This window comes from Streptococcus sp. 1453, assembly GCF_013276955.1.
GTDB lineage: Bacteria > Bacillota > Bacilli > Lactobacillales > Streptococcaceae > Streptococcus.
The window spans coordinates 228,408-251,052 of sequence record NZ_VMLZ01000005.1 but is presented as its reverse complement, the minus strand read 5'-3'; the positions used below and the strand labels follow the sequence as shown (position 1 = coordinate 251,052).

21 protein-coding genes and 1 pseudogene are annotated in these 22,645 nt (G+C 40.2%); 13 read left to right on the top strand and 9 right to left on the bottom strand.

The genetic code is table 11. The annotated features are described in order from the left end of the window. Positions 1-14: 14 nt before the first annotated feature. The 3 genes from HW098_RS04705 to HW098_RS04695 form a co-directional block, all read right to left on the bottom strand. Positions 15-1,004, bottom strand: coding sequence for a PTS sugar transporter subunit IIB (locus tag HW098_RS04705; protein ID WP_172930959.1), 990 nt, complete (start codon positions 1,002-1,004; stop codon positions 15-17). 234 nt (positions 1,005-1,238) lie between these two features. After that, on the bottom strand, positions 1,239-2,258 hold the full coding sequence (gene adhP / locus HW098_RS04700) for an alcohol dehydrogenase AdhP (protein ID WP_173225990.1): 1,020 nt from the start codon (positions 2,256-2,258) through the stop codon (positions 1,239-1,241). A gap of 224 nt (positions 2,259-2,482) precedes the next feature. Continuing rightward, the gene (locus tag HW098_RS04695; protein WP_176139432.1) at positions 2,483-3,295 is read right to left on the bottom strand and encodes a Cof-type HAD-IIB family hydrolase; all 813 of its coding nucleotides are present in this window, start codon (positions 3,293-3,295) and stop codon (positions 2,483-2,485) included. A 189-nt stretch (positions 3,296-3,484) separates the two neighbouring features. On the opposite strand from HW098_RS04695, the gene HW098_RS04690 reads away from it, so the two are divergent. From HW098_RS04690 to folB, 6 genes are all read left to right on the top strand, one after another. Next, a complete protein-coding gene (locus HW098_RS04690) occupies positions 3,485-4,903 on the top strand; it encodes an NCS2 family permease (protein ID WP_176139431.1) in 1,419 nt (472 codons plus the stop codon). A gap of 104 nt (positions 4,904-5,007) precedes the next feature. Next, positions 5,008-5,715, top strand: coding sequence for a type II CAAX endopeptidase family protein (locus HW098_RS04685; protein ID WP_176139430.1), 708 nt, complete (start codon positions 5,008-5,010; stop codon positions 5,713-5,715). A 93-nt stretch (positions 5,716-5,808) separates the two neighbouring features. Further along, positions 5,809-6,789: a dihydropteroate synthase gene (gene folP, locus HW098_RS04680; protein WP_176139429.1), complete on the top strand. Its 981-nt coding sequence runs from the start codon at positions 5,809-5,811 to the stop codon at positions 6,787-6,789. Between the two features lies 1 nt (position 6,790). Continuing rightward, positions 6,791-8,113: a folylpolyglutamate synthase/dihydrofolate synthase family protein gene (locus HW098_RS04675; RefSeq protein WP_176139428.1), complete on the top strand. Its 1,323-nt coding sequence runs from the start codon at positions 6,791-6,793 to the stop codon at positions 8,111-8,113. Then, positions 8,094-8,648, top strand: coding sequence for a GTP cyclohydrolase I FolE (gene folE, locus HW098_RS04670; protein WP_000380929.1), 555 nt, complete (start codon positions 8,094-8,096; stop codon positions 8,646-8,648). Before HW098_RS04675 ends, folE begins: the two co-directional genes overlap by 20 nt. Before the next feature lie 42 nt (positions 8,649-8,690). Next, positions 8,691-9,503 carry a dihydroneopterin aldolase gene (gene folB / locus HW098_RS04665; RefSeq protein WP_176139427.1) on the top strand — a complete coding sequence of 271 codons (813 nt, stop codon included), beginning with the start codon at positions 8,691-8,693 and terminating at the stop codon, positions 9,501-9,503. Positions 9,504-9,709: 206 nt separating this feature from the next. Here the strand turns inward: folB and HW098_RS04660 are convergent, their stop codons facing one another. Continuing rightward, positions 9,710-10,027: a DUF960 domain-containing protein gene (locus tag HW098_RS04660; protein ID WP_000886035.1), complete on the bottom strand. Its 318-nt coding sequence runs from the start codon at positions 10,025-10,027 to the stop codon at positions 9,710-9,712. 290 nt (positions 10,028-10,317) lie between these two features. Here HW098_RS04660 and rplM point away from each other — a divergent pair, with 290 nt between their 5' ends. From rplM to HW098_RS04635, 5 genes are all read left to right on the top strand, one after another. After that, entirely contained in the window at positions 10,318-10,764 is a 447-nt protein-coding gene (gene rplM / locus HW098_RS04655) for a 50S ribosomal protein L13 (protein WP_138003293.1), read from the top strand. An 18-nt stretch (positions 10,765-10,782) separates the two neighbouring features. After that, complete coding sequence (rpsI, locus tag HW098_RS04650) at positions 10,783-11,175, top strand: 30S ribosomal protein S9 (RefSeq protein ID WP_000075964.1); 393 nt, start codon at positions 10,783-10,785, stop codon at positions 11,173-11,175. A gap of 496 nt (positions 11,176-11,671) precedes the next feature. Continuing rightward, entirely contained in the window at positions 11,672-11,848 is a 177-nt protein-coding gene (locus HW098_RS04645) for a hypothetical protein (protein ID WP_176139426.1), read from the top strand. Continuing rightward, complete coding sequence (locus HW098_RS04640; protein ID WP_240149457.1) at positions 11,848-12,063, top strand: hypothetical protein; 216 nt, start codon at positions 11,848-11,850, stop codon at positions 12,061-12,063. Before HW098_RS04645 ends, HW098_RS04640 begins: the two co-directional genes overlap by 1 nt. A 141-nt stretch (positions 12,064-12,204) precedes the next feature. Then, complete coding sequence (locus HW098_RS04635) at positions 12,205-14,418, top strand: TIM-barrel domain-containing protein (RefSeq protein WP_176139425.1); 2,214 nt, start codon at positions 12,205-12,207, stop codon at positions 14,416-14,418. Between the two features lie 221 nt (positions 14,419-14,639). Here HW098_RS04635 and HW098_RS04630 read toward each other — a convergent pair whose 3' ends face one another. Then, the gene (locus HW098_RS04630; protein ID WP_138037752.1) at positions 14,640-15,116 is read right to left on the bottom strand and encodes a glutathione peroxidase; all 477 of its coding nucleotides are present in this window, start codon (positions 15,114-15,116) and stop codon (positions 14,640-14,642) included. Positions 15,117-15,327: 211 nt separating this feature from the next. Between HW098_RS04630 and HW098_RS04625 the strand changes: the two are divergent. After that, positions 15,328-18,519: pseudogene (locus HW098_RS04625) on the top strand (LPXTG-anchored hyaluronate lyase). Positions 18,520-18,782: 263 nt separating this feature from the next. On the opposite strand, the gene HW098_RS04620 reads toward HW098_RS04625, so the two are convergent. From HW098_RS04620 to HW098_RS04605, 4 genes are read right to left on the bottom strand one after another with little or no spacing between them, the layout of a single operon-like run. Then, complete coding sequence (locus tag HW098_RS04620) at positions 18,783-19,412, bottom strand: bifunctional 4-hydroxy-2-oxoglutarate aldolase/2-dehydro-3-deoxy-phosphogluconate aldolase (protein ID WP_049513598.1); 630 nt, start codon at positions 19,410-19,412, stop codon at positions 18,783-18,785. 9 nt (positions 19,413-19,421) lie between these two features. Next, positions 19,422-20,423 carry a sugar kinase gene (locus HW098_RS04615; RefSeq protein WP_000161469.1) on the bottom strand — a complete coding sequence of 334 codons (1,002 nt, stop codon included), beginning with the start codon at positions 20,421-20,423 and terminating at the stop codon, positions 19,422-19,424. A 30-nt stretch (positions 20,424-20,453) separates the two neighbouring features. Beyond that, complete coding sequence (locus HW098_RS04610) at positions 20,454-21,095, bottom strand: RpiB/LacA/LacB family sugar-phosphate isomerase (protein WP_000684782.1); 642 nt, start codon at positions 21,093-21,095, stop codon at positions 20,454-20,456. Positions 21,096-21,113: 18 nt separating this feature from the next. Beyond that, entirely contained in the window at positions 21,114-21,929 is an 816-nt protein-coding gene (locus HW098_RS04605; protein ID WP_176139424.1) for a gluconate 5-dehydrogenase, read from the bottom strand. Between the two features lie 272 nt (positions 21,930-22,201). On the opposite strand from HW098_RS04605, the gene HW098_RS04600 reads away from it, so the two are divergent. After that, positions 22,202-22,636 (top strand): PTS sugar transporter subunit IIA, encoded by a 435-nt coding sequence (locus HW098_RS04600; protein WP_000706826.1) that lies wholly within the window; start codon positions 22,202-22,204, stop codon positions 22,634-22,636. Positions 22,637-22,645: the final 9 nt, after the last annotated feature.

The window sequence follows — 22,645 nt, the reverse complement described above, 5'->3', positions numbered from 1 at the left end:
TCATAAATAATGGCTTATTTGACATTGGCTTTGTTAATCAAGTCAAACAAATCTTTTTTAGAATCATTTGGTACTTTACGTACGTCAAATTCAACACCGAGGTCACGCATTTTTTCAAATGTAGCAACGTCTTCTTTGTCCATAGACAAAACAGTATTGACCAATGTTTTACCTGTTGAGTGAGCCATAGAACCAACGTTAAGAGTTTTGATTGGCACGCCGCCTTCGATGGCACGAAGAGCATCTTGAGGTGTTTCAAACAAGATAAGGGCATGTGTTTCTCCAAAACGTGGGTCTTTTGAAACCTCAATCAGTTTTTGAATTGGAACCACGTTAGCCTTGACATTACCTGGAGCTGCTTGTTTAATCAATTCTTTACGAAGGTCGTCTTTAGCCACGTTATCTGAAGCCACGATGATACGGTCTGCTTTTGAATCTGGAGTCCAAGCAGTTGCAACCTGACCGTGAAGTAGACGTGTGTCAAGACGGGCAAGATTGATTTTCAATTTACCGTCTCCAATGACCGTTCCTTCTGGGATAGCAGCTTGGGCAACTGGAGCAGCTGCAGCGCTTGCTACTTCCTCAACTGGGTTTAGCTCTTCTGGAAGAGCCTTGATGCCATCTTTGGCTTCTTTAATAATATTCGCAGCGACTTTTTCTACACCTGCAGCAGCGTCCATCAGGCGCTCTGTATAGGCTTGAATCAACATCGGTAAGTTCAGTCCTGTGATGATGGCAAACTTACGCTCAGGATTTTCTCCCATCACGCGGCTAGCTTGGTTAAATGGAGATCCACTCCAAAGGTCAGCCAAAACTAGAACCTCATCTTCTGCGTCAAATGCAGCAACAGCGTTATTAAACTTAGCGTATAGATCATCAGGGCCTTCATTTGGCATAAAGGTTACAACTTGAACCTTTTCTTGTTCACCAAAGATCATAGATCCTGACTGATGAATACCCGCAGCAAATTCGCCGTGGCTCGCAATAATGATTCCGATACTCATTATTGTCATTCCTCCTTTTTTGTTTTAGTTTTCGTTTAAGAAAACTTTAAGACTTTTTAAGTATAAACCGTTTTCATCTAAAAATCAACTATTTATCATAAAATAATTAAAAAGATTACATCTGAAAATGTTGATATATTGAGTTTTAGAGAAGTTTTTTTGAATCCATATTTAAAAATTTAATATAAAAAAGTTGGAAGAAGCTTCCAACTTTTAAAATAAGTTTCTATGAAATTAGTGGGTGAAGTCGAGTACCATACGTCCTTGGATTTGACCTTTTTCCATTTCGTCGAAAATGGCAACAGCATCTTCTATTGGACGTTTTTGAACAACTGGGACTACCAGACCTTCTGCACCGAATTGGAAAGCTTCTTCCAAGTCTTTACGAGTTCCAACAAGAGAACCGATAACTTGGATTCCATCGAGGACTGTTTTCACGATGCTGAGTTCCATCATTTCAGAAGGAAGACCGACAGCGACGACGCGACCACCAGCACGAACGGAGTCAACAGCCTGGTTGAAGGCAACTTTAGATACAGCAGTTACGACAGCTGAATGAGCTCCTCCATCAGTTTTTTCTCTGATGAGTCCTGGTACATCATCAACTTCTAGGCCGTTAATAACGACATCAGCACCGACTTCTTTTGCAAGGGCAAGTTTGTCATTGTTGATATCAACTGCGATGACATGAGCATTGAATACTTTTTTAGCATATTGAACAGCTAGGTTACCAAGCCCACCAGCACCATAAAGGACAACCCATTGGCCTGGTTCAACTTTTGCTTCTTTAATAGCTTTATAGGTTGTTACGCCAGCACATGTGATAGAAGAAGCTTGGGCTGGATCAAGTCCGTCAGGAACTTTGACAGCATAGTCAGCAGTTACGATACATTGTTCAGCCATACCACCGTCTACTGAGTAGCCGGCATTTTTCACTGTACGGCAAAGAGTTTCGCGACCAGTTGTACAGTATTCGCAAGTGCCACATCCTTCAAAGAACCAAGCAACGCTGACGCGGTCGCCGACTTTAAGGCTTTTTACATCTGGGGCAATTTCTTTAACAATACCAACACCTTCGTGACCTAGAACACGTCCTGGTACTTGACCAAAGTCACCATGGGCAACGTGGAGGTCAGTGTGGCAAACACCACAGTATTCAATTTCTACAAGTGCTTCCCCAGTTTCAAGTGGACGGAGTACTTTTTCTTCAACAGCAACACCAGTGCTTTCTGGATTTACAACAACAGCTTTCATAGCTATCCTCCTTTATATTGACCGAGAACAGGGACAACGGGACTGGATTGATTTTTTGTCAACAGAGTCGAGTGTTACGAGCTCTCTTGTATTTATATGTGAATTATATCACAAAAGAAAGCCTTTTCCAAGGTTTTGGAGGCAAAAAGTAGAACAATCGATTAACTGGTTGATGAGACTGTGAAAAGAGCACAAAGACCAGCTCGCAAGCTAGTCAGTATGGACTATAAGAATAAGTCTTGCAGGGTTTTGGCAACCCCATCTTGGTCGTTGGTCAGAGAAATTTGCTCATCTGCATAGGGGAGTAGCTCTGGATTGGCATTTTTCATGGCATAGCCCTTCCCTGCAAAAGCGAGCATTTCGGTATCATTGTGTTCATCTCCAAAAGCAATCAAATCTTTTTTGTCACGGTTCATTACCTCGAGCAAGTAGTCTAAGGCGAAGGCCTTGTTGACACCTTTTGGGGTACACTCAAGGATATTGAGCGGACCTCCCCAGGTATTGATAGACAGTTGATGCTGGTAGAAGGCGTTCATTTCTTTTGCCAAGGCATATTTGTCACTGGCTCTGGTCTGTAACAGGATACAGTTAGGATCTTTGGTTACTAACTCAGGCTGAAATTGATCTTCAGGCTGGAAAGCTTCTACACCAAATAGTTTGGGATTGGCAATTTCTTCATTAGGATTTGTAATGTAGAATTTTTTACGATATTCTCCAGCTATAAAATCGGCTTGAATGTCCTCTGAACGTCGAACCATGTCTAAAAGATATTTTTTGTCTACAGTCAAACACTTTTCAAAATCCCAAACTTGGTCTGGTAAATGAGTAAGGGAGCCGTTGAAATTAATCATAGGAGTGTTTAAGTCTAGTTCATGGTAAAAATCTTTTGACATGCGGTAAGGGCGCCCTGTCGTAATAATAACTTGATGGCCTTTTTCAGCAACTTTTTTAATAGTTTCTTTGGTAAAATCAGAAATTTGACTGTCTGAGTTGAGCAGGGTTCCATCCAGGTCTAGTGCAATAATTTTTTTCGTCATATAAACCTTTCTAGTGTCTTTCCAGATAAGATGTCTTCTATTATAACAAAAAGCAGACAGAAAAGCAGATTTCAAACAAAAAATGAAATTTCATCAAATTCTTAAATAAATCAAACAAAGATATTGAAAAAGTGAATGATAAATGATATAATTCTATTATTGTTCGTAAAAATTAAAAGGAGATTGATAATGGACAAATTATTTAAACTAAAAGAGAACGGTACAGACGTTCGTACAGAGGTTCTCGCTGGTTTAACAACTTTCTTTGCAATGAGCTATATTCTCTTTGTAAACCCACAAATTCTTTCGCAAACAGGAATGCCTGCTCAGGGTGTATTCCTCGCAACGATTATCGGTGCAGTTGCTGGTACCCTGATGATGGCCTTCTACGCCAACTTGCCATATGCTCAAGCGCCAGGTATGGGACTCAATGCCTTCTTTACCTTTACAGTTGTATTCGGGCTTGGTTATTCATGGCAAGAAGCCCTAGCTATGGTCTTCATCTGTGGAATTATCTCATTGATTATCACCTTGACAAATGTTCGTAAAATGATCATTGAATCGATTCCAAATGCTCTTCGCTCAGCTATTTCAGCTGGTATCGGTGTCTTCCTTGCTTACGTGGGAATTAAGAATGCTGGACTTTTGAAATTTACGATTGATCCAGGTAACTATACTGTTGTAGGAGAAGGAGCTGACAAAGCGCAAGCAACCATTGCGGCAAATGCTTCAGCAGTTCCAGGCTTGGTCAGCTTTAATAATCCAGCTGTTTTGGTTGCTCTTGCAGGACTTGCCATTACTATCTTCTTTGTCATTAAAGGGATTAAAGGGGGAATTATCCTCTCTATCTTGACAACAACTGTTCTTGCTATTGCAGTTGGTTTGGTAGATTTGTCTAGTATCGATTTTGCTAATAACCATGTTGGTGCAGCTTTTGAAGACTTGAAGACAGTCTTTGGTGCAGCTCTTGGTTCAGAAGGTTTGGGAGCTTTGGTTTCAGATACAGCTCGCTTGCCTGAAACTCTCATGGCCATTCTTGCCTTTTCGTTGACAGATATTTTTGATACAATTGGTACTTTGATCGGTACAGGTGAAAAAGTTGGTATCGTAGCGACAAATGGTGAAAATCACCAATCAGCCAAATTGGACAAGGCTCTTTACTCTGATTTGATTGGAACGACAGTCGGTGCCATTGCAGGTACTTCAAATGTAACGACTTATGTCGAGTCTGCTGCTGGTATTGGTGCAGGTGGACGTACTGGTTTGACAGCCTTGGTTGTAGCTATCTGTTTTGCGATTTCAAGTTTCTTTAGCCCACTTCTAGCGATTGTACCAACAGCCGCTACAGCTCCAATCTTGATTATCGTTGGGATTATGATGTTGGCTAGCTTGAAAAATATTCATTGGGACGATATGTCTGAAGCGGTTCCTGCCTTCTTCACATCTATCTTTATGGGATTCAGCTACTCTATCACTCAAGGGATTGCAGTTGGTTTCTTGACTTACACTTTGACTAAGCTTGTCAAAGGTCAAGCTAAAGATGTTCATGTCATGATTTGGATTTTGGATGCCTTGTTTATCCTTAACTACATCAGTATGGCACTATAAATGCTATAATATAAAAAGGGGTTCTCCCCTTTTTATATTATAGTTACTTGAAAATTGCTTCAAACTAGGTAGGTGATTTTGATTGAATGGTAGGAGTATGATTGATGATAAAAAAGAATATTTGGGATGAAGTATTAAACAGGGGGAAGTGGTTAATAATCTTTCTAGTAGGGCTTTTGTTTTCTCAGTTTCCTTTAGTCCTAGCAACTTTTTTAACTAGCAGAAAATTTCCACTGCTTCAAGCTGGACTATTAGTAGGGGCCTTATCTCTTGTGGTTTTAACTGTATTTATAGTAGGTGCTAGGAAAACACAGTTGGCTAGTTTTGGTTTATCGTTTTTCAAGGCTAAGGATTTGGCTAGATTGGCCTTAAGCTATCTAGTGATTCTTGCCTTTAATATTCTTGGTGTGGTCTTACTGCGTTTGATGAATGAAACAACAACCAGCAATCAATCAAATATTAATGATTTGGTCCAGAATAGTTCCTTAATTTCCAGTTTTTTCTTACTGGTTCTAATAGCTCCTATTTGTGAGGAGATTTTATGTCGAGGAGTGATTCCTAAAAAACTCTTTCGTGGTAAAGAAAATGTGGGTTATATAGTCGGTGCTATTATCTTTGCCTTGCTTCATTTACCGACAAATCTACCTTCTCTTCTTATCTATGGAGGAATGTCAACTGTGCTAACTTGGACAGTTTATAAAACCCAACGTTTGGAAATGTCTATCTTACTTCACATGATTGTTAATGGGGTTGTTTTCTGTTTGTTGGCTCTTGTGGTGATTATGAGTCGGACATTAGGGATTTCTGTTTAAGATTTTTGACAATTGCTTACTTGTTTCTACTGGGAAAAAGATGAATGCAATCGTGTCCATCTTTCTCTTTTTATGGTAAAATAGAGAAATAATATGATGAAAAGCCTTGAGGGAGTGACCGATATGTCAAGTAAAGCCAATCATGCAAAGACAGCTATTTGCGGAATTATCAATGTAACCCCAGACTCCTTTTCGGATGGTGGTCAATTTTTTGCTCTTGAGCAGGCACTCCAGCAGGCTCGTAAATTGATAGCAGAAGGGGCTAGCATGCTAGATATCGGTGGAGAATCGACTCGGCCTCGGCCGGGAAGTAGCTATGTTGAGATAGAAGAGGAAATCCAGCGTGTTGTTCCAGTGATTAAAGCGATTCGCAAGGAAAGTGATGTCCTTATTTCTATCGATACTTGGAAGAGTCAGGTGGCAGAGGCTGCTTTGGCTGCTGGTGCCAATCTAGTCAATGATATCACTGGTCTTATGGGTGATGAAAAAATGGCCCATGTGGTAGCTAAGGCTGGAGCGAAAGTAGTCATCATGTTTAATCCAGTTATGGCTCGACCTCAGCATCCTAGCTCGCTCATCTTCCCTCATTTTGGATTTAATCAAGCTTTTACAGTGGAAGAGTTAGCTGACTTTGAAACATTGCCAATCGAAGAATTGATGGAGGCTTTCTTTGAACGAGCACTAGCGAGAGCTGAGGAAGCTGGGATTGCACAAGGAAATATCCTGTTGGATCCAGGAATCGGCTTTGGGCTGACCAAGAAAGAAAATCTCCTCCTTCTACGGGACTTGAATAAACTCCATCAGAAGGGCTATCCAATCTTTCTTGGAGTGTCGCGCAAGCGGTTTGTCATCAATATCCTTGAAGAAAATGGTTTTGAAGTCAATCCTGAGACAGAACTTGGTTTCCGCAATCGAGATACGGCTTCGGCTCATGTAACTAGTATTGCTGCAAGACAGGGTGTAGAAGTGGTGCGCGTGCATGACGTAGCTAGTCACAGGATGGCAGTTGAAATTGCCTCCGCTATTCGTCTGGCTGATGAAGCGGAAAATTTAGATTTAAAACAATATAAATAAGATGAAAGAAATTCAAAACAATCAGTGGATTGCTAACTACCGGACGGATCAACCGCATTTTGGCTTGGAACGAATGGTGGAGCTGTTAGCTTTGCGTGGTAATCCCCATCTCAAACTCAAGGTTATCCATATCGGAGGGACCAATGGCAAGGGTTCGACCATTGCTTTTTTGAAAAATATGCTAGAAAAGCTAGGGCTGAGAGTTGGGGTGTTCAGCTCGCCCTATCTCATTCATTATACAGATCAGATTAGCATCAATGGGGAATCAATCTCAGAAGAGAGGCTAGAAGCTCTCATGGCAGACTATCAGTCTTTGCTGGAGGGAGAAGCGGTCGCCAATTTGCAAGGGACAACCGAGTTTGAGATTATCACAGCCATAGCCTATGACTACTTTGCCTCAGAGCAAGTAGATGTGGCTATCATGGAAGTGGGCATGGGTGGACTTTTGGATAGTACCAATGTTTGCCAGCCAATTTTAATAGGAATTACGACTATTGGACTGGACCATGTAGCCCTACTTGGTGACACCTTGGAAGCCATAGCAGAGCAGAAAGCTGGTATTATCAAACAAGGAATTCCCTTAGTGACAGGTCGTATCGCTCCAGAAGCTTTGGCTGTGATTGACCGCATTGCGGAAGGGAAAGATGCGCCGAGCTTTGCCTATGGGACAGATTATCAAGTTCGTCATCAAGAGAGTGTAATAACGGGTGAAGTCTTTGACTATACTAGTGCTCTCAGACAAGGTCGCTTCCAGACTGGCCTGCTTGGCTTGCACCAGATAGAGAATGCTGGGATGGCCATAGCTTTACTTGATACTTTTTGTCAAGAAGATGGTCGAGAGCTAGCAAGCAATCACTTGCTTGCTCAAGCCTTGGAAGAAACAAGTTGGCCGGGGCGTCTGGAGGTCGTGTCAAGGAACCCCTTGATGATCTTGGATGGGGCCCACAATCCCCATGCTATCAAGGCTTTATTGGCAACCTTGCAAGAACGCTTTGCGGATTATCGTAAGGAAATCCTCTTTACTTGTATCAAAACCAAGGCCTTGGAGGATATGTTGGACTTGCTGGGGGCCATGCCAGATACCGAGCTTACTCTGACACATTTTGACGATAGTCGGGCGACTGATGAAAAAGTGCTTGAAGAGGCAGCTAAGTCTAGAAATCTCAGCTACAGAGATTGGCAGGATGTTCTAGAGCAGAAATTGACAGATAAAAAAGAAGAGAAACAAACAGTTAGGATTGTCACGGGTTCCTTGTATTTCTTGAGCCAAGTGAGAGCCTATCTGATGGAGAGGAAGAACGAAAATGGATACACAAAAGATTGAAACAGCTGTAAAAATGATTATCGAGGCTGTAGGAGAGGACGCTAACCGAGAGGGCTTGCAGGAAACACCTGCTCGTGTAGCCCGTATGTACCAAGAGATTTTTTCAGGTCTTGGTCAAACAGCGGAGGAGCATTTGTCAAAATCCTTTGAGATTATTGATGACAACATGGTAGTAGAAAAGGATATTTTTTTCCATACCATGTGTGAACACCACTTCTTGCCATTTTATGGGAAAGCGCATATTGCCTACATTCCAGATGGTCGTGTGGCAGGCTTGTCTAAGCTAGCCCGTACGGTTGAAGTTTATTCTAAAAAACCACAAATTCAAGAACGTTTGAATATCGAAGTGGCCGATGCCTTGATGGACTATCTAGGAGCTAAGGGAGCCTTTGTTGTCATTGAGGCAGAACATATGTGTATGAGTATGCGTGGTGTCAGAAAACCAGGCACTGCAACCTTGACGACAGTAGCTCGTGGTCTATTTGAAACAGATAAGGATCTCCGAGATCAGGCTTATCGTTTAATGGGACTATAAAAAGAATCCGCTTTGGGCGGATTTTTCTAGAAAGGAATCATTATGGATCAACTGCAGATTAAGGATTTGGAAATTTTTGCCTATCATGGTCTTTTTCCGAGTGAGAAAGAATTGGGCCAGAAGTTTGTCGTTTCAGCCATCCTATCCTATGATATGACCAAGGCAGCGACAGACTTGGATTTAACAGCTTCTGTCCATTATGGAGAACTGTGTCAGCAGTGGACGACTTGGTTTCAGGAAACGAGTGAAGATTTGATTGAAACGGTAGCCTACAAACTGGTAGAACATACCTTTGAGACCTATCCTCTTGTCCAAGAAATGAAGCTGGAACTGAAAAAACCTTGGGCGCCAGTGCATTTGCCGTTAGATACTTGCTCCGTAACCATCCATCGCCGTAAGCAACGAGCCTTTATCGCCCTAGGAAGCAATATGGGGGATAAGCGAGAAAACTTGAAGCAAGCCATTGAGAAGATGCGAAATCGAGGTATCCATATTCTCAAAGAGTCCAGTGTCTTGACGACGGAGCCTTGGGGTGGTGTGGAGCAGGATAGCTTTGCTAATCAGGTGATTGAGGTAGAAACATGGTTGCCCGCACCAGTCTTGTTAGAGACCTTGTTAGCCATTGAGTCAGAGATGGGACGGGTGAGAGAAGTGCATTGGGGACCTCGTTTGATTGATTTGGACTTGCTCTTTGTAGAGGATCAGATCCTTTATACAGATGACCTTATCTTGCCTCATCCTTACATAGCGGAACGCCTTTTTGTCCTTGAGTCCTTACAGGAAATTGCGCCTCATTTTATCCATCCGACATTAAAGCAACCTATTCGCAACTTGTATGATGCTTTGAAAAAATAGAAAAAACTCTAGTTTTCAGTCACTTGCAACTGAAGGCTAGAGTTTTTATACTCTTCGAAAATCAAATTCAAACCACGTCAGCTTCCATCTGCAGCCTCAAAACAGTGTTTTGAGCTGACTTCGTCAGTTCTATCCACAACCTCAAAACAGTGTTTTGAGCAACCTGCGGCTAGCTTCCTAGTTTACTCTTTGATTTTCATTGAGTATTAAAATAGGTCATTTTCTTCTGGGAGGAGGATAGTTTCTCTACCATCCATGTCTAAAACCAAGACTCTCGGGGGATAAAGAGGGTCAAAGGGATGGTTAAAATCAAAATCAATGGCTGTAGGGAGGTGTTGACTTGAAAAGTGGAAGGTAATTTTTCCTTGGTTATTGAGCAATTGAAACTCGAGTTCCTCCTCCAATTCAAAGACATTTTTTAAGAAGTGGTCGATGATATACCAAAAAGAGTCAATAACGTCATCAGGCAAGCTGGTAACAATGCCAAAACTAGCTGACCGCATGTGGGTATTGGTAAAAGCCATATTTCTACCCCCTTTCTTTCCCTTATCATACAGCAAATAGGATTAAAAATCAAGAAAAGGTGATTTTTTGAAAAGGATTTTAGCTACAGGGAAAAATTCCCAAAAATCTACCGAAGTTACCTTTAGAAAAATATTTTTCATATCTATTGACTTTTAGGGGTGAAATTTGGTATTATAGTAGGCGGTATTGTTTACCCCATTTGAAAGGCCCCGGAACCTTCCAAATACTTTTCGATGGGAAGGAACACCCATCACCGTAAACAAAAATCGAACTATATATAGGAGAAATCATGAACAAAACAACATTTATGGCTAAACCAGGCCAAGTTGAACGTAAATGGTACGTAGTTGACGCAACTGATGTACCACTTGGACGTCTTTCTGCAGTAGTTGCTAGCGTACTTCGCGGAAAAAACAAACCAACATTTACACCACACACTGATACAGGTGACTTTGTGATTGTTATCAATGCTGAAAAAGTTAAATTGACTGGTAAAAAAGCAACTGATAAAATCTACTACACTCACTCAAACCACCCAGGTGGATTGAAACAAATCTCTGCAGGTGAACTTCGTTCTAAAAATGCAGTACGTTTGATCGAGAAATCAGTTAAAGGTATGCTTCCACACAATACTCTTGGACGCTCTCAAGGTATGAAGTTGAAAGTATTTGTTGGAGCTGAGCACACTCACGCTGCACAACAACCAGAAGTTCTTGATATTTCAGGACTTATCTAAGGAAAGGAACAATAAAGTATGTCACAAGCACAATATGCAGGTACTGGACGTCGTAAAAACGCTGTTGCACGCGTTCGCCTTGTTCCAGGAACTGGTAAAATCACTGTTAACAAAAAAGATGTTGAAGAGTACATCCCACACGCTGACCTTCGTCTTGTCATCAACCAACCATTCGCAGTTACTTCAACTGCAGGTTCATACGACGTTTTCGTTAACGTTGTAGGTGGTGGATACGCTGGTCAATCAGGAGCTATCCGTCACGGTATCGCTCGTGCCCTTCTTCAAGTAGACCCAGACTTCCGCGATTCATTGAAACGCGCAGGACTTCTTACACGTGACTCACGTAAAGTTGAACGTAAGAAACCAGGTCTTAAGAAAGCTCGTAAAGCATCACAATTTAGTAAACGTTAATTCGAGAGAATTACTATACTTACAAAGAGCACCTTTCGGGGTGTTCTTTTTTATACTTTCTTACTAAATTGGTGCAATTGATACAGTTGTTATGACTTTAGTCGCTTACAAATATGGCTGCAATCTGACAAGGTCTGTTGCTCAAAACGTTAATCAATACGATTATATCAAGGTTTTAAAGTACTAAAAAGTTTACCTTATTGTTGGTTTTTATACTCTTAAGAAATCAAAAGCAACATAAGTCGTCATTCTAAAATCAGTATTTGGAGTTGTGCGAAATCAGTTTTTGAATTTTGTCTAGTCTTACTTCAGTTTCCTCTGAAGTTAAGTTTTTACTCAGCATCATTAGTTAAAAAGGAAAAAGAATACGTTTTATATTTGGGTTTGAGGTTTATAAAATAGGATAAGCGCACTGAATATTAAGGTGTTATAGACAAAATAAAATTTTTAAAAGCTACATAGAAATATGGTATAATGTAACTAAAGGAGGTAGTATATGTCCTTAGATATAGATAAAGAAAAGATGACAATCATGGGAGTCGCTTTTGAAAATCGGTCCGTTTTTAAGAGTGTTTGGTATGCTTTAAGTACTAATATGATTGAAGGATGGCGACCTACGGTTAGAGATGTTGAAAAATTACGAGATGAAGCTCTTGCTCTGGGGACGGCTTAATGAAGCGTAAATATTATGATTCTTATGACTATATTGATCCAGATAATTTATATACCTATCCAGATTCTTCAGTTCTAAGAAATAAGCAGGAAGAACGAGATGAGCAAAAAGCATGCGAGCTTGAATATCGTATGGTTGCTAGTAAGAGTTTGAAATTATTTATCAATCCTATCTTAGAAAGGTTGAAAAGGGATAACTCTTTCATAACATCTTGATTTGTTAAAAGATATTTTGTCCACTACATTTTTTCAATTGACTATTATTTGTCATAGATAGAACATTGCATTCAGAATAATGAAAAACGCATCAAAATGGTGCGTTCTGTTTTTATGCTACAATAAAAGGAGGAAAACAAATTGAAAATTTTTAAGGGAGAGTTTTATCGAATCTCTGTATTAACAGACAAGTTAGTAAGGTTAGAATACTCTCAAACTGGAAGTTTTGAGGATAGAACGACACAACTTATCTATAATAGAGATTTTGGTCAAGTTTCGTTAGATTATATCGAGACATCAAACGTACTAGATATTATGACGGACTATTTTCATCTGCACTTTAATAAAGGAGAATTTAACGCCGAAAATTTATTTATAGAGTTAAAAGGAAATTTTGCCGTATATGGTAGTCGCTGGTATTTTGGTGAATCTATTGAAACGTTAAAAGGAACAGCTCGGACTCTGGATGAGGCAGATGGAGCAATCTCGTTAGAAGATGGAATTATTAGCCGAAATGGTATAGCCTTATTGGATGATTCTCAAGGATTTATTTGGGATGAACAGTCTGGTTATATTGAGAGAGAAAATCAAATTGACCTGTATTTCTTTGCCTATGGGCATGATTATAGAGGAGCAATCAGAGACTTTTACCATTTGACTGGTTCAACACCCTTGTTGCCAAGATATGCTTTAGGAAATTGGTGGAGTAGGTATTGGCCTTATACGTCGGATGAATATTTGGATTTAATAGACAGATTTGAAACAGAGAAAATTCCATTATCTATCGGTGTTTTAGATATGGATTGGCATATAACTGACATTCCAGCTCGTTTTGGAAGTGGCTGGACAGGATATAGTTGGAATAAAAACTTAATACCAAATCCAGAACAGTTATTGCAACAACTTCATGATAGGAAGTTAAAACTCTCTTTAAATGTCCATCCTGCTGATGGTATACGGGCTTATGAAGAAGCTTATCCTCAAGTCGCCAAACGATTAGGGTTAAATGTAGAACTAGAAGAACCTGCCATTTTTGATTTTTTTAATCCCTCTTTTAGAGAAGCTTACTTTAAAGATGTTCATTATGAGCTAGAAAAGCAGGGAGTAGATTTTTGGTGGATTGACTGGCAACAAGGGACACAAGGCATGTTGGATCCACTGTGGCTTTTAAACCATTATCACTATCAGGATAGTTGTAAAAATGCAGAAGGTGGCTTGATTTTATCAAGATATGCAGGTCCTGGTAGCCACCGCTACCCTGTTGGTTTTTCAGGAGATACCATTATTAGTTGGAATTCCTTAAGATTTCAACCTTATTTTACAGCGACAGCATCAAATATCGGTTATAGTTGGTGGAGCCATGATATCGGTGGGCACATGCTGGGGGATTATGACGAAGAGCTACAAACTAGATGGCTACAGTTTGGGGTTTTTAGTCCGATTACTCGCTTACATAGTTCTAGAAGTCCCTTTAATAGTAAAGAACCTTGGTTTTTTTCAGAAACAACATCTAAGATTATGAAGAAATACCTTCGTTTGAGACATCAGATGATTCCCTATCTATACACTATGAATGTACAGACACACGAGGAAGGTGCCCCATTAATCAGCCCGATGTATTATTTCTACCCAGAGAATGATGAGAGTTATAATGTTCCAAATCAATACTTTTTTGGAACAGAACTGATGGTGGCTCCCATTGTAGAAAAGATGGACTTGGCATTCAAATCTGCAAAAGTGGATGTATGGTTCCCTGAAGGTGAATGGTATGACTTCTTTTCAGAGAAAAAATATACAGGTGGTGTGAAGTTGAGTGTTTATAGAGACATTTCGACTATACCTGTGTTTGCAAAAAATGGTGCAATCATTCCCTTGGTTGGTTCTGAGATAGATATGGGTGTTGATTTACCTGAAGTTGTAGATTGGTATGTATTCCCAGGCAAACAACATTCTTTTGAAATGATTGAAGATCAAAATGGTCAAAGATATAAAACAAGATTATCAATCGACTGGGAAATGGGGATGGTAGAGCTAACATTACAAGGAGATTCTAGTATCGTTCCAAGCAATAGAAAACATAGAATTCATTTTAAAGGAACGAATGTGTCTATAATTGAATTGCCAAATAAGAATGATACAGCTAGATTTGAATGGAAAGATAATAAAACGACATCTCTAAATGATGAAGTTTTTAGACTACTAAAGCCGGCTTCTCTTCCATATGAATTAAAAGATAGATTGTTAAATCAATTTATCAATGTCAAAAATTCTCATGAGTTAATGAATATCTTGCATCATCAGGATAAGGAATTGAGAGGGCGTTTGTTGGAAATGATATTTACTAATGAAAACTAATTGAGATAATTAGAAAGTCATTTGTTTAGTGTATATGAATATTCTGTATGGTATTCGTTATCACTGGTCACATTGAAAATGTGAAATAAGTAGCTACAACATAGACTTTACAACACTTCATGTTTCATATCATGGGGTGTTTTTCTATTTAAGTCAAAGCCCATCAAAAAATCCCACTATTCATTAGGCTAAAGGAAACCTAATCATAGTGAGATTGTGAATTATAGTAGTTTTTGTATGGCCTCTTCAATTTGTTTTGGGTCTGTTTTTGAAGAGAAGCGTTCAAAGACCTGCCCATCACGACCGATGAGAAACTTAGCGAAATTCCATTCGATTCGTTTTCCTAGTGGGCCGGATTTCTGGTCTTTTAACCAGACATAGAGAGGGTCTGCTTCCTTACCGTTGACCTTAATCTTGGCAAAACGTGGGAAGGTGGTTTGAAAATGTAGGCTACAGAAGGCGTTGATTTCCTCTGCGCTGCCGGGTGCTTGTCCCATAAACTGATTGCAAGGGAAATCCAATATTTCGAAGCCCTGATCTTGATAGCGTTCATAGAGTTCTTGAAGTCCTTGGTACTGGGGCGTTAAACCACATCCAGTAGCAGTGTTGACAACCAAGAGAACCTTACCACGATAGCTTTCCAAGGGAGTTGATTGGTTGTTTTGGCCTAAAACGGAAAAATCATAAAGTGAAGTCATGAGGGCCTCTTTTCTTTTTCTACATTGTAACAGTTTTTACTTTTTTCGTCGAGTCGGATGGAAGATGTTGTTGAAAAATAGGTCCTTGATACAATAGAAACCGTTTACAAACAGCTTAAAAAAATGGTGTGGTTTAATTAAACCGGGTTACTTAGTTGCTATAAATCTCTAATTTGAGATTTAGTTCCTATTGATTTATTGGAGTGTATACATGCAAACAAAAACAAAGAAACTCATTGTGAGTTTTTCTTCACTTGTTTTATCAGGATTTTTATTATACCATTATCTGACAGTTGGAGCGGAAGAAACGACTACGAATACCATTCAGAAAAGCCAGAAGTTCAGTATCAGCAAAGGGATGCAAAAAATTTAGTTGAAAATGGTGATCTTGGTCAGACGGAGGACGGAAGCAGTCCGTGGACAGGAAGCAAAGCTCAGGGGTGGTCAGCTTGGGTAGACCAGAAGAATAGTTCTGCAGATGCCTCAACTCGAGTTATTGAGGCTAAGGATGGGGCTATCACTATCTCAAGCCATGAGAAATTAAGGGCAGTGGTTCACCGTATAGTCCCTGTTGAAGCTAAGAAAAAGTATAAACTGCGTTTCAAGACTAAAACAGATAATAAAGTCGGGATTGCTAAGATTCGTATCATTGAGGAAAGTGGTAAGGACAAGCAATTGTGGAATTTTGCAACGACGTCAGGAACAAAGGACTGGCAGACCATTGAAGCAGACTATAGTCCGCGACTTTAGATGTTGATAAAATCAAGCTGGAGTTATTCTATGAAACGGGAACTGGGACTATTTCTTTTAAGGATATTGAGCTGGTAGAGGTAGCAGACCAGCCTTCTGAGGATTCTCAAACAGATAAACAGCTCGAGGAAAAGATTGATTTACCAATTGGGAAAAAACATGTCTTTGCTCTTGCAGACTATACTTATAAGGTAGAAAATCCTGATTTTGCTTCAGTCAAAAATGGAATTTTAGAACTTCTTAAGGAAGGGACAACCAATGTCATTGTCAGTAAAGATGGCAAGGAGGTGAAAAAGATTCCTTTGAAGATTTTAGCCTCTGTTAAGGATGCATACACAGCCCGTTTGGATGACTGGAATGGTATCATCGCTGGGAATCAATACTATGATTCTAAAAATGAACGGATGGCCAAATTAAACTAGGAACTGGAAGGAAAGGTGGCTGATAGCCTATCCAGTATTTCAAGTCAGGCGAGCCGCACCTATTTGTGGGAAAAATTTTCAAATTATAAAACGTCTGCGAATCTAACTGCTACTTATCGGAAATTGGAGGAGATGGCCAAGCAAGTGACCAATCCTTCTTCTCGTTATTATCAGGATGAAACCGTTATTCGAACAGTTAGGGATTCCATGGAATGGATGCATAAACATGTCTACAGTAGTGAAAAAAAGCATTGTTGGGAATTGGCGGGATTATGAAATCGGTACACCTCGTGCCATCAACAATACCTTGCCTCTGATGAAAGAATACTTCTCTGATGAGGAAATTAAAAAATATACAGATGTGATTGAAAAATTTGCGCCAGATCCCGAACATTTCCGAAAGACGACTGATAACCCATTTAAGGCCCTAGGTGGATATGGGAAGGGTAAAAGTAATAGCTGGTTTACTGCGTAAGGATGACCAAGAAATTTCTTCTACCATTCGTTCGATTGAGCAAGTGTTCAAGTTGGTAGACCAAGGTGAAGGTTTTTATCAAGATGGATTCTATATCGACCACACCAATGTTGCCTATACGGGTGCTTATGGGGATGTCTTGATTGATGGCCTGTCTCAACTGTTGCCAGTCATTCAAAAGACCAAGAGCCCAATCAATAAAGATAAAATGCAAATGATGTACCACTGGATTGATAAATCGTTTGCCCCTTTGCTGGTGAATGGAGAGTTGATGGATATGAGTCGTGGACGCTCGATCAGTCGTGCAAATTGCGAGGGGCACGTGGCCGTAGTAGAAGTGCTAAGAGGGATTCACCGGATAGCGGATATGTCTGAAGGAGAAACCAAACAACGTTTGCAGAGTCTTGTGAAGACCATTGTTCAATCGGATAGTTATTATGATGTCTTTAAGAATTTGAAGACTTATAAGGATATCAGTTTGATGCAATCTTTGTTAAGCGATGCTGGAGTCGCAAGTGTTCCAAGAACCAGTTACCTATCTGCCTTTAATAAGATGGATAAAACAGCCATGTACAATGCAGAGAAAGGGTTTGGATTTGGCTTGTCACTCTTTTCCAGTCGTATCTTGAATTACGAACACATGAACAAGGAAAACAAATGTGGTTGGTATACGAGTGATGGGATGTTCTATCTTTACAATGGCGATTTGAGTCACTATAGCGATGGCTACTGGCCAACAGTTAATCCATATAAGATGCCTGGTACGACAGAGCCAGATGCTAAGAGATCGGATAGTGATACAGGTAAAGTTCTACCGTCTGCTTTCGTTGGAACGAGCAAACTAGATGAGGCCAATGTGACAGCAACCATGGATTTCACTAACTGGAATCAAACACTGACTGCTCATAAGAGCTGGTTTATGCTGAAGGATAAGATCGCCTTTTTAGGAAGCAATATCCAAAACACTTCAACAGATACTGCTGCAACTACAATTGACCAGAGAAAACTGGAATCAAGTGTTCCATATAAAGTCTATGTCAATGATAAAGAAGCCTCCCTCACGGAACAAGAAAAGGATTATCCTGAAACCCAAAGTGTCTTCTTAGAATCGTCCGATTCGAAAAAGAATATTGGTTACTTTTTCTTTAAGAAGAGTTCAATCAGTATGAGTAAGACTGTCCAAAAGGGATCTTGGAAGGATATCAATGAAGGACAGTCAGACAAGGAAGTTGAAAATGAATTTCTTACGATTAGTCAGGCTCATAAGTAAAATGGGGATTCTTATGGCTATATGCTCATCCCTAACGTGGATCGTGCCACCTTCAATCAAATGGTAAAAGAGTTAGAAAGTAGTCTCATCGATAACAATGAGACCCTTCAGTCTGTTTATGATGCCAAACAAGGAGTTTGGGGCATTGTGAAATATGATGATTCTGTTTCTACTATTTCCAACCAATTCCAAGTCTTGAAACGTGGGGTCTATACCATTCGAAAAGAAGGGGATGACTATAAGGTTGCCTACTACAATCCTGAAACCCAGGAATCAGCTCCAGATCAGGAAGTCTTTAAAAAGTTAGAACAAGCAGCTCAACCACAAACTCAGGATTCAAAAGAAAAGGAAAAATCTGAAGAAGAAAAGAACCATTCGGATCAAAAGAATCTCCCTCAGACAGGAGAAGGTCAGTCAATCTTGGCAAGTCTAGGGCTCTTGCTACTTGGGGCGGCTTATCTATTCCGTAGAGGAAAGAATAACTGATTTGTTCATCATCTAAGATGAATCACATGAAACTGTGGAAAATAGAAAAAATTCGAAGAAGGTCAAACATCTTCGGATTTTTCTTTTAAAAAGAGTCTGGAACAAAAAGATTTTGATTTTAGGAATTCTTTATTATAAATTTTAAAAATCGATAGATTAGACAAAAAAGCGAACAATACAGAATTCTGAGTGTCAGATAACTCGTTTTGTTCGCTTTTTATATTTGAGGTCAGACTATTGTCCCAGACTCTTTTCACTTCATTTTATCTGAGTGTAACATACTGTTGGGCAATCTCGCTAATGCGGTCAAAGTCGCCTTGGGAAGCGAGTTTATTGAGTTCGCCACCAATTCCAACGGCGTCTGCACCAGCAGCGAACCATTGAGGAATGTTGTTTAGGCCGACTCCTCCGGTTACCATTACGGAAACTTGTGGGATCGGTGCCTTGACTGCAGAGATATATGCTGGACTGAGAGCACTACCTGGGAAGAGTTTAATGATTTCACTACCGGCTTCAAGTGCAGTCGTTATCTCTGTGAGAGTAATACAGCCTGGAATGTACGGAGTGCTATAGAGATTGCACATTTTTGCAGTTTCAGCATGGAAAGATGGAGAAACAACGTAATTTGCTCCGGCTAGAATAGCATCTCTAGCAGTTACGGCATCAATCACAGTACCTGCACCGATACAAACACTTTGATCGTCCTGATACAAGTCTACAAGTTCCTTGATGATTTGCCCTGCATACTGATTGGTATAGGCGATTTCAATAGCTTTGATACCTCCCTTGATACAAGCAATCGAGGCTTGCAGTCCTTCTTCCTTTGTATTTCCTCGAATAACAGCGACAATTTTTTGTTTTTTTAGTTCAATAATCGTATCTGATTTGGTCATGTAATTCTCCTAACGAATGATATCTTGTGCATTTGCCAGTAATTTTTCAATACTAGTTTCGGAAGTGGAGAGATGGTCTCCTGGAAGAGTACATTTGAGAGTTGCGCTCGCAACTGCAAAGTCAATGGTAGTTTTTAAGGAGGAATGATGGAGTAGTTGATAAAGGGCACCAGATATAAAGGCATCCCCGCTACCAACTCGTTGATAGACTGCAGTTTTTAGTTGGACAGACTCTTCAAATCGTTCTCCCAGAGCATAGGCCTGATAGACATTTTTGTCTTGTTCATCACTAGAGCGGAGGGTATGGAAAATGGCCTTGAAACCATAGGCTTCTTTTAATTGTCGCATGCGATTTTCCACCTCTTTTAGGCTGGCTCTGTCTCTTGGGAACATCTCTAGATTTTGGTCATCAATCATGAGAGGATCAATACCAAAGCAATAGTCAGCGAAACGTGCAAACTTAGAAAATTCATACTTGGCTTCTAGGACTGAAATCATCTTTGTTCTCAGATTGAGATCCATTGAAACGATAATCCCTCGGCGCTTGGCTTCTTCCAAGAGTAGGAGAAGGAGCGTACGAACCTCTTGACCGATAGCTACAGTGATTCCACTAAAATGAAAATGGCCAATCCCCTGAAAGAGAGAATCCATATCTAGCATGTTTGGCCGAATCTGGCTGATACTCGTATGCTTACGATCGTAGAAAACTTCACTTTGACGACAACCAAAGCCGTTCTCCAAAAAGTAGAGGCCGATTCGATCGCCAAGCCGACAGATTGAACTGGTATCGATTTGGTGCTGTTTCAAGAATGTGAGAAAACGATCTCCAATCTCGTTGGCAGGGAGTGCGGTAAAGACTTTCGTTGAGATACCCAGGGCTTGCAAATTACAAGCGATGTTAATTTCTGATCCGCCAAAATAAGTCGAACTAGCAACATGATCGCCGATACTGGTGGCATCTAATGGTGAGATTCGAATTAATGGTTCGCCAAACAGTAATATTTTCGTCATCCATTAGTTCCTTTCTGGTTTAGAATAGCTTTACTTGGCTAATACTTCTTTCAAATAAGTAGCGACTTCATCATCTTGGCAGTTTTCAAAGAAGTATTCTTGGAAGTATTTGCCAGAGATGGTGTCTTTGAGGAAGTCTTGGTCGATTGTTTTAAGGATGGTCATCAAATCATTGTAGGTGATTTGTTTCACCTCGTTTAAGATACGAGCGTTGCGTTGTTCAGGGATTACACGTTCTCTTGGGTAGCCACCGCCCATTTCTTCAGCAAATAAGCGTTCAAACATCAATTTGAGGGTCAGTTCTGCCCCCCAGCCAAATCCTTTGGCATAAGGGATAGACAAGGCGTTACCACCATTGATTTGAGAATAAAGGTAAGCGTCAGTTGGGTCCACTGCTAGACCACAGACAACACCAGGGAAGCTGTTTAAAGCAAGCATAGCTCCTACACCCGTACCACAGCCGGTAACAACAAAGTCGACTGCTTTTGTATTTAAAAGGATGGCAGCCATTAGGCCGTTTTGTACGTATGTTAATGGGTTTTCACCTTCTTCTCCACGCATACCATAGTTAAATAATTGGTAGCCTTTTTTATCTGTTGCTTCTTTTAGACTATCGTAAATAATGTGATTCTTACTAGCTTGACTATTTTCATTGATTAATGCGATTTTCATAAGATCCTCTTTCTATTTTTACTCAGGTTGTTTTCCGATGTAGGATAAGATACCGCCATCTACATATAGGATGTGGCCATTGACAAAGTCGCTGGCATCACTAGCGAGAAAGACAGCAGGGCCCATTAAATCTTCAGGATTTCCCCAACGTGCAGCAGGTGTTTTTGCAATGATGAACTGGTCAAATGGGTGGCGAGAACCATCTTCTTGCAACTCACGAAGAGGTGCTGTTTGAGGAGTGGCAATATAACCCGGCCCGATTCCGTTACATTGGATATTGGCTCCACCGTATTCAGACGCAATGTTGCGGGTCAACATTTTCAAGCCGCCTTTAGCGGCAGCATAAGCGCTAACCGTTTCACGTCCCAGTTCGCTCATCATCGAGCAAATATTGATAATCTTTCCATGCCCTTTCTTTATCATAGAAGGAATGACTGCTTTTGAAACGATAAATGGTGCGTTTAAGTCAATATCGATGACCTTACGGAAATCAGCGGCGCTCATTTCGCACATTGGAACGCGGCGGATAATACCAGCGTTATTAACGAGGATGTCAATGACACCAACCTCTTGTTCGATTTGCTTGACCATGGCTTGGATACCGTCCTCGTCTGTCACGTCACAGACATACCCATGGGCTTCGATGCCAACTTCACGATAAGCTTCAATCCCTTTATTGACCAGGTCTTGATTGATATCATTAAAGACAATAGTAGCGCCGACCTCAGCGTAGGATTTGGCAATAGCAAATCCAATTCCATAAGAAGCGCCGGTGATGAGAGCAATTTTTCCTTTTAAAGAAAACTGCTCAATTGAGAATGATGTATTTGTCATTTGATACTTCCTTTCAAATTTGTTAAGACTTCTCTATAACCAAATTATATTCTAGTAAACCGGTTTTGTCAATAATTAAATATTTTTATTTCTGAAAATCTTTGCTTTCCTAAAAAAAACGGAAGATTTTGAAGTTTCTGTCTATTGTAATGGTTAAACAAGCAATGAAAGCGCTAATATTTTTTTGAAAAAACTATTGACAAGATAAAAATAAAGGTCTACAATGTAAAATATAGAGTAAACCGGTAAACTCAAAAAAGAAAGGAGAAAAGATGAAAATTGTACTTGTAGGGCATGGACATTTTGCCACAGGGATTTATAGTTCTTTACAATTGATTGCAGGCAATCAAGAAAATGTGGAGGCGATTGACTTTGTGGAAGGAATGTCAGCAGATGAACTCAAGCAAAAAATCTTACTTGCAATTTCAAATGAAGAAGAAGTTTTAATCCTAAGTGATCTCTTGGGAGGATCGCCATTCAAGGTTTCTTCTACCATAATGGGAGAAAATCCAGCCAAAACAATGAATGTTCTCTCGGGTTTGAACTTAGCTATGTTAATGGAAGCAGTCTTTGCTAGAATGGCTCATAGCTTTGATGAGGTTGTTAATAAATCAGTAGTGGCGGCTCAGGGCGGAGTCGTAAATGGTAAAGAATTGTTTTCAACGGATGCAGAGGAAGAGGAAGAAGATTTCGAATCGGGTATTTAAAGGGTAAAA

Excerpts from the sequence above, each read along its gene's own strand:
- HW098_RS04705 (WP_172930959.1), bottom strand. The coding sequence starts at position 1,004 with ATGAGTATCGGAATCATTATTGCGAGCCACGGCGAATTTGCTGCGGGT.
- adhP (WP_173225990.1), bottom strand. The coding sequence starts at position 2,258 with ATGAAAGCTGTTGTTGTAAATCCAGAAAGCACTGGTGTTGCTGTTGAA.
- HW098_RS04695 (WP_176139432.1), bottom strand. The coding sequence starts at position 3,295 with ATGACGAAAAAAATTATTGCACTAGACCTGGATGGAACCCTGCTCAAC.
- HW098_RS04690 (WP_176139431.1), top strand. The coding sequence starts at position 3,485 with ATGGACAAATTATTTAAACTAAAAGAGAACGGTACAGACGTTCGTACA.
- HW098_RS04685 (WP_176139430.1), top strand. The coding sequence starts at position 5,008 with ATGATAAAAAAGAATATTTGGGATGAAGTATTAAACAGGGGGAAGTGG.
- folP (WP_176139429.1), top strand. The coding sequence starts at position 5,809 with ATGATGAAAAGCCTTGAGGGAGTGACCGATATGTCAAGTAAAGCCAAT.
- HW098_RS04675 (WP_176139428.1), top strand. The coding sequence starts at position 6,791 with ATGAAAGAAATTCAAAACAATCAGTGGATTGCTAACTACCGGACGGAT.
- folE (WP_000380929.1), top strand. The coding sequence starts at position 8,094 with ATGGATACACAAAAGATTGAAACAGCTGTAAAAATGATTATCGAGGCT.
- folB (WP_176139427.1), top strand. The coding sequence starts at position 8,691 with ATGGATCAACTGCAGATTAAGGATTTGGAAATTTTTGCCTATCATGGT.
- HW098_RS04660 (WP_000886035.1), bottom strand. The coding sequence starts at position 10,027 with ATGGCTTTTACCAATACCCACATGCGGTCAGCTAGTTTTGGCATTGTT.
- rplM (WP_138003293.1), top strand. The coding sequence starts at position 10,318 with ATGAACAAAACAACATTTATGGCTAAACCAGGCCAAGTTGAACGTAAA.
- rpsI (WP_000075964.1), top strand. The coding sequence starts at position 10,783 with ATGTCACAAGCACAATATGCAGGTACTGGACGTCGTAAAAACGCTGTT.
- HW098_RS04645 (WP_176139426.1), top strand. The coding sequence starts at position 11,672 with ATGTCCTTAGATATAGATAAAGAAAAGATGACAATCATGGGAGTCGCT.
- HW098_RS04640 (WP_240149457.1), top strand. The coding sequence starts at position 11,848 with ATGAAGCGTAAATATTATGATTCTTATGACTATATTGATCCAGATAAT.
- HW098_RS04630 (WP_138037752.1), bottom strand. The coding sequence starts at position 15,116 with ATGACTTCACTTTATGATTTTTCCGTTTTAGGCCAAAACAACCAATCA.
- HW098_RS04620 (WP_049513598.1), bottom strand. The coding sequence starts at position 19,412 with ATGACCAAATCAGATACGATTATTGAACTAAAAAAACAAAAAATTGTC.
- HW098_RS04615 (WP_000161469.1), bottom strand. The coding sequence starts at position 20,423 with ATGACGAAAATATTACTGTTTGGCGAACCATTAATTCGAATCTCACCA.
- HW098_RS04610 (WP_000684782.1), bottom strand. The coding sequence starts at position 21,095 with ATGAAAATCGCATTAATCAATGAAAATAGTCAAGCTAGTAAGAATCAC.
- HW098_RS04605 (WP_176139424.1), bottom strand. The coding sequence starts at position 21,929 with ATGACAAATACATCATTCTCAATTGAGCAGTTTTCTTTAAAAGGAAAA.
- HW098_RS04600 (WP_000706826.1), top strand. The coding sequence starts at position 22,202 with ATGAAAATTGTACTTGTAGGGCATGGACATTTTGCCACAGGGATTTAT.